Source organism: Mesorhizobium sp. M5C.F.Ca.IN.020.32.2.1 (genome assembly GCF_004023105.1).
In the GTDB taxonomy this organism is placed as follows: domain Bacteria; phylum Pseudomonadota; class Alphaproteobacteria; order Rhizobiales; family Rhizobiaceae; genus Mesorhizobium; species Mesorhizobium wenxiniae.
This window is the reverse complement of record NZ_RZSX01000729.1, coordinates 1-3,285: the sequence shown is the minus strand read 5'-3', so window position 1 is coordinate 3,285 and position 3,285 is coordinate 1. Positions and strand designations below refer to the sequence as shown.

The window sequence follows — 3,285 nt, the reverse complement described above, 5'->3', positions numbered from 1 at the left end:
GGACCCGCCGATCCACATCAACTGGGACACCACCACCAATGCCACGAAGTCGGCACTGCGCGGCGTAACGGAAGACCTCTCCGACCTTCCGAACCTCGCCAATGTGACGGACCTTGCCAAGCCGGCCGGCCTGGAAGGCTTCCCGATCGTCAATACCTACGGCTATGTCTATGTGCTGGCCTATCGGCCTGCGGCGTTCCCGGACGGACCGCCGAAGTCCTGGAAAGACCTGCTCGACCCGAAGTTCAAGGGCCGGCTTGCCTTCTACAATGACGGCATCGGCTTCCACTTCCCAGCCCAGGTCGCCGGTGGCGGCAAGCTGGAGGACATACCCGGTAACATGCAGCCGGCTTGGGATTTCATCACCAAGATGAAGGCGCAGCAGCCGCTGCTCGGCGAAGATCCCGACTTCACCACCTGGTTCCAGAACGGCGAAATCGATGCCGCCTGCACCATCTCCACCAACGCCCGAGAGGCCCGCAAGAACGGCGTGAAAATCGAATGGGTCGTGCCGGAGGAGGGTGCGAAATTCGACACGGACGGTTTGTGGATCCCCAAGGGCCTGCCGGAAAACGAACTCTACTGGGCCAAGCAGTACATCAACCATGCGCTGACCAAGGAAGCCCAGCAGGTCTGGCTGGACGGCCTCGGCTTGCCGGGCGTCGTGCCGGGCCTCACACCGCCGAAGGATCTGGTGGGCGATCCGTCCTATCCGACCACCGAAGCGGATTTCCAGCGCCTCATTCGCATCTCGTCGAAGATCCAGGTCGAGAACGAGAGCGAGTGGTTTTCCAAGTTCAAGGCGATCATGCAGGGCTGACGCCAGGTTGGCCGGTGCTGCGCTGGCGGCACCGGCTCCTTTACGAGGTCGGTTACGGATTTTCTCATGCGGGCAGCCAGGACAGCCTATCCCTTGAAATGGCGTATCATGGATGCGCTGGAAGGCATTGCCGCCGCCATCTGGCCAGCGCGATTCAGGCGCGCCACGCCCTATCTGATGCTGCTTCCGGCAGTGCTGCTGGTCGGACTGCTCGTGCTCGGTCTCATCCAGATCGCGGATGCAAGCCTGCGCACGCTCGACACCACCACCTTCCAATTCTCGGACGACTATTCCATCGCCAATTTCCGGCGGGCGCTGACAGAGCCCCTGTTCCTCGTTGTCGCGCAGCGCAGCCTCGTCGCCGCCCTGATCGTCACCGCGGTGACACTCGTCTTCGCCTTTCCCTACGCCTATCTGATGGTGCGCACGCGTTCGCCAAGACTGCGCAAATTCCTGCTGATTGCGCTGTTCCTGCCCTTCTTCATCGGCCAGGTTGTGCGTGCATATGGCTGGCTGATCATCCTCGGCAATCAGGGCATGGTGAACGAGGCGCTCGGCCTTATCGGGGTCGCCCCTATGCGGCTCATCTACAACTATCCCGCCGTGCTGTTCGGCCTCGTCCAGTACATGCTGCCCTTCGCCGTACTGATGCTCGCGCCGGCACTCACCGCCATTCCCGAAGAGCTGGAGGCGGCCGCTGGATCGCTCGGTGCGAACTGGGTTCGCACGTTCATCCATGTCGTGTTGCCACTCGCTCGTCCGGGCTTCATCGGCGCCGGCGTGGTGGTGCTGACGCTTTCGCTCACCGATTTCGCAGTCCCCGCGATCCTTGGCGGCGGCTCGCAGGACTTCATCGCCAACGCTATTTACGATCAGTTCTTCCGAACGTCTGACCAGGGCCTCGGCGCGACGCTGGCGCTTATGCTTGTCGCGCTCGGGTCAATCCTCGTCGGCTTGGTGTTCGCGCTGTTCGGAGCCGGAACGCTTGCGATGGGGAGGTCACGGGCGTGAACGGCTCGCGCAGCAAATCCGTTGTCTTGTGGACCCTGGTCACGATCGCCCTGGTGACGCTTTCAGCGCCGACGATCGTCGTGCTCGGCGCTTCCTTCACCGGCGGCAACATCATCACGTTTCCGCCGGACGGGCTCTCGCTGCGGTGGTACGCGCGCATCTCACAGGCCTCCGACCTGCGCAACGCTTTCCTGCGTACGCTCCATGTCGCGACGGTCTGTACGATCGTTGCCATTCCCGTGGGCACGCTGGCTGGCATCGCGCTGGCGAAATATGCGGTGCGTTTTGAGAAAACGATCCAGATTTATCTGCTGCTGCCCTTTACTATCCCGCTGATCGGATCGGGCATCGGCCTCATGCTGATTTTCGGCAACGCCGGCATTCTCGGCCAGCTTTGGCCGGTCGGCATCGCCTGCTGCGTCATCAACCTTCCCTTCATGATCTGGGCGGTGACGGCGAGTGCCACCGGGCTTGACCCGGACCTGGAACTGGCCGCCGCCAACTGCGGCGCGCCGCCGCTCCAGGTGTTCTTCTCCGTCACCCTGCCGGCGGTAATGCCGGGGGTGATCACCGGCTCGCTGCTGATGTTCATCCTTGCGCTCAACGAGTTCCTGGTCAGCCTGCTGCTCGTCGATGCGCGCATCGTGACGCTGCCGGTGCTGATCTACAACTCCATCCGCTCGATCATCACACCGGATCTTGCCGCGATCTCCGTGGTCTTCATCGCCTGCTCGGCTGTCGCCATCTTCCTGCTCGACAGGCTGGTCGGGCTCGACATCTTCCTGAAATCGAAATGAGGAATGCCGGCCTGCCGGCCGCAAAGGGAAATCCTATGCCACACATATCGTTCCACGACCTGAGCCAGATCGACGCCGCCGGTCGTTCGGCACTGATGCGGCGCTCAGAGAGCGATCTCTCTGGCTTTATGGAGAAGGCCGCACCGATCATCGAGGCGGTCCGAACAGAAGGCGACGCCGCGCTCGTCCGCTTCGCCCGCGACTTTGACAAGGCAGATCTCGATGCCGCGCGGCAGAAGGTCAGCCCCGCCGAGTTCGACGCCGCCTTCGACATGGTGGACGAGGACGTGGTCGCCGCCATTCGCTTCGGCATCGACAACATCCGGCATTTCCACGAAGAACAGAGGCCGGAAGCGATGTGGCTCAAGGAAATGCGGCCCGGCGCCTATGCCGGCGACCGCTTCACGCCGATCCGCTCGGTGGCGCTCTATGTCCCGCGTGGCAAAGGGGCGTTCCCTTCGGTGACAATGATGACCGCGGTGCCCGCAGTGGTGGCGGGCGTCCCGGAGCTTGCTATCGTGACTCCGCCAGCGCCCGATGGTTCGGTGGACGCAGCGACGCTGGTTGCAGCGCGCCTCGCCGGCGTCGCAACGGTCTACAAATGCGGTGGCGCGCAGGCGGTCGCCGCGGTCGCCTACGGCACGGAAACGATCAGGC

General features: G+C 63.2%; 4 protein-coding genes. All 4 read left to right on the top strand.

Going from position 1 to position 3,285, the window contains the following annotated elements; translation table 11 throughout:
* The coding region (locus EOA86_RS27810) for a PotD/PotF family extracellular solute-binding protein (protein WP_164892033.1) at window positions 1-820 on the top strand (820 nt) is incomplete at its 5' end.
* 66 nt (window positions 821-886) lie between these two features.
* Window positions 887-1,831, top strand: coding sequence for an ABC transporter permease (locus EOA86_RS27805; RefSeq protein WP_095519868.1), 945 nt, complete (start codon window positions 887-889; stop codon window positions 1,829-1,831).
* Window positions 1,828-2,628, top strand: coding sequence for an ABC transporter permease (locus EOA86_RS27800; RefSeq protein WP_029355930.1), 801 nt, complete (start codon window positions 1,828-1,830; stop codon window positions 2,626-2,628). Before EOA86_RS27805 ends, EOA86_RS27800 begins: the two co-directional genes overlap by 4 nt.
* Window positions 2,629-2,663: 35 nt before the next feature.
* On the top strand, window positions 2,664-3,285 hold a 622-nt coding region (locus EOA86_RS27795), incomplete at its 3' end, for a histidinol dehydrogenase (protein ID WP_164892032.1).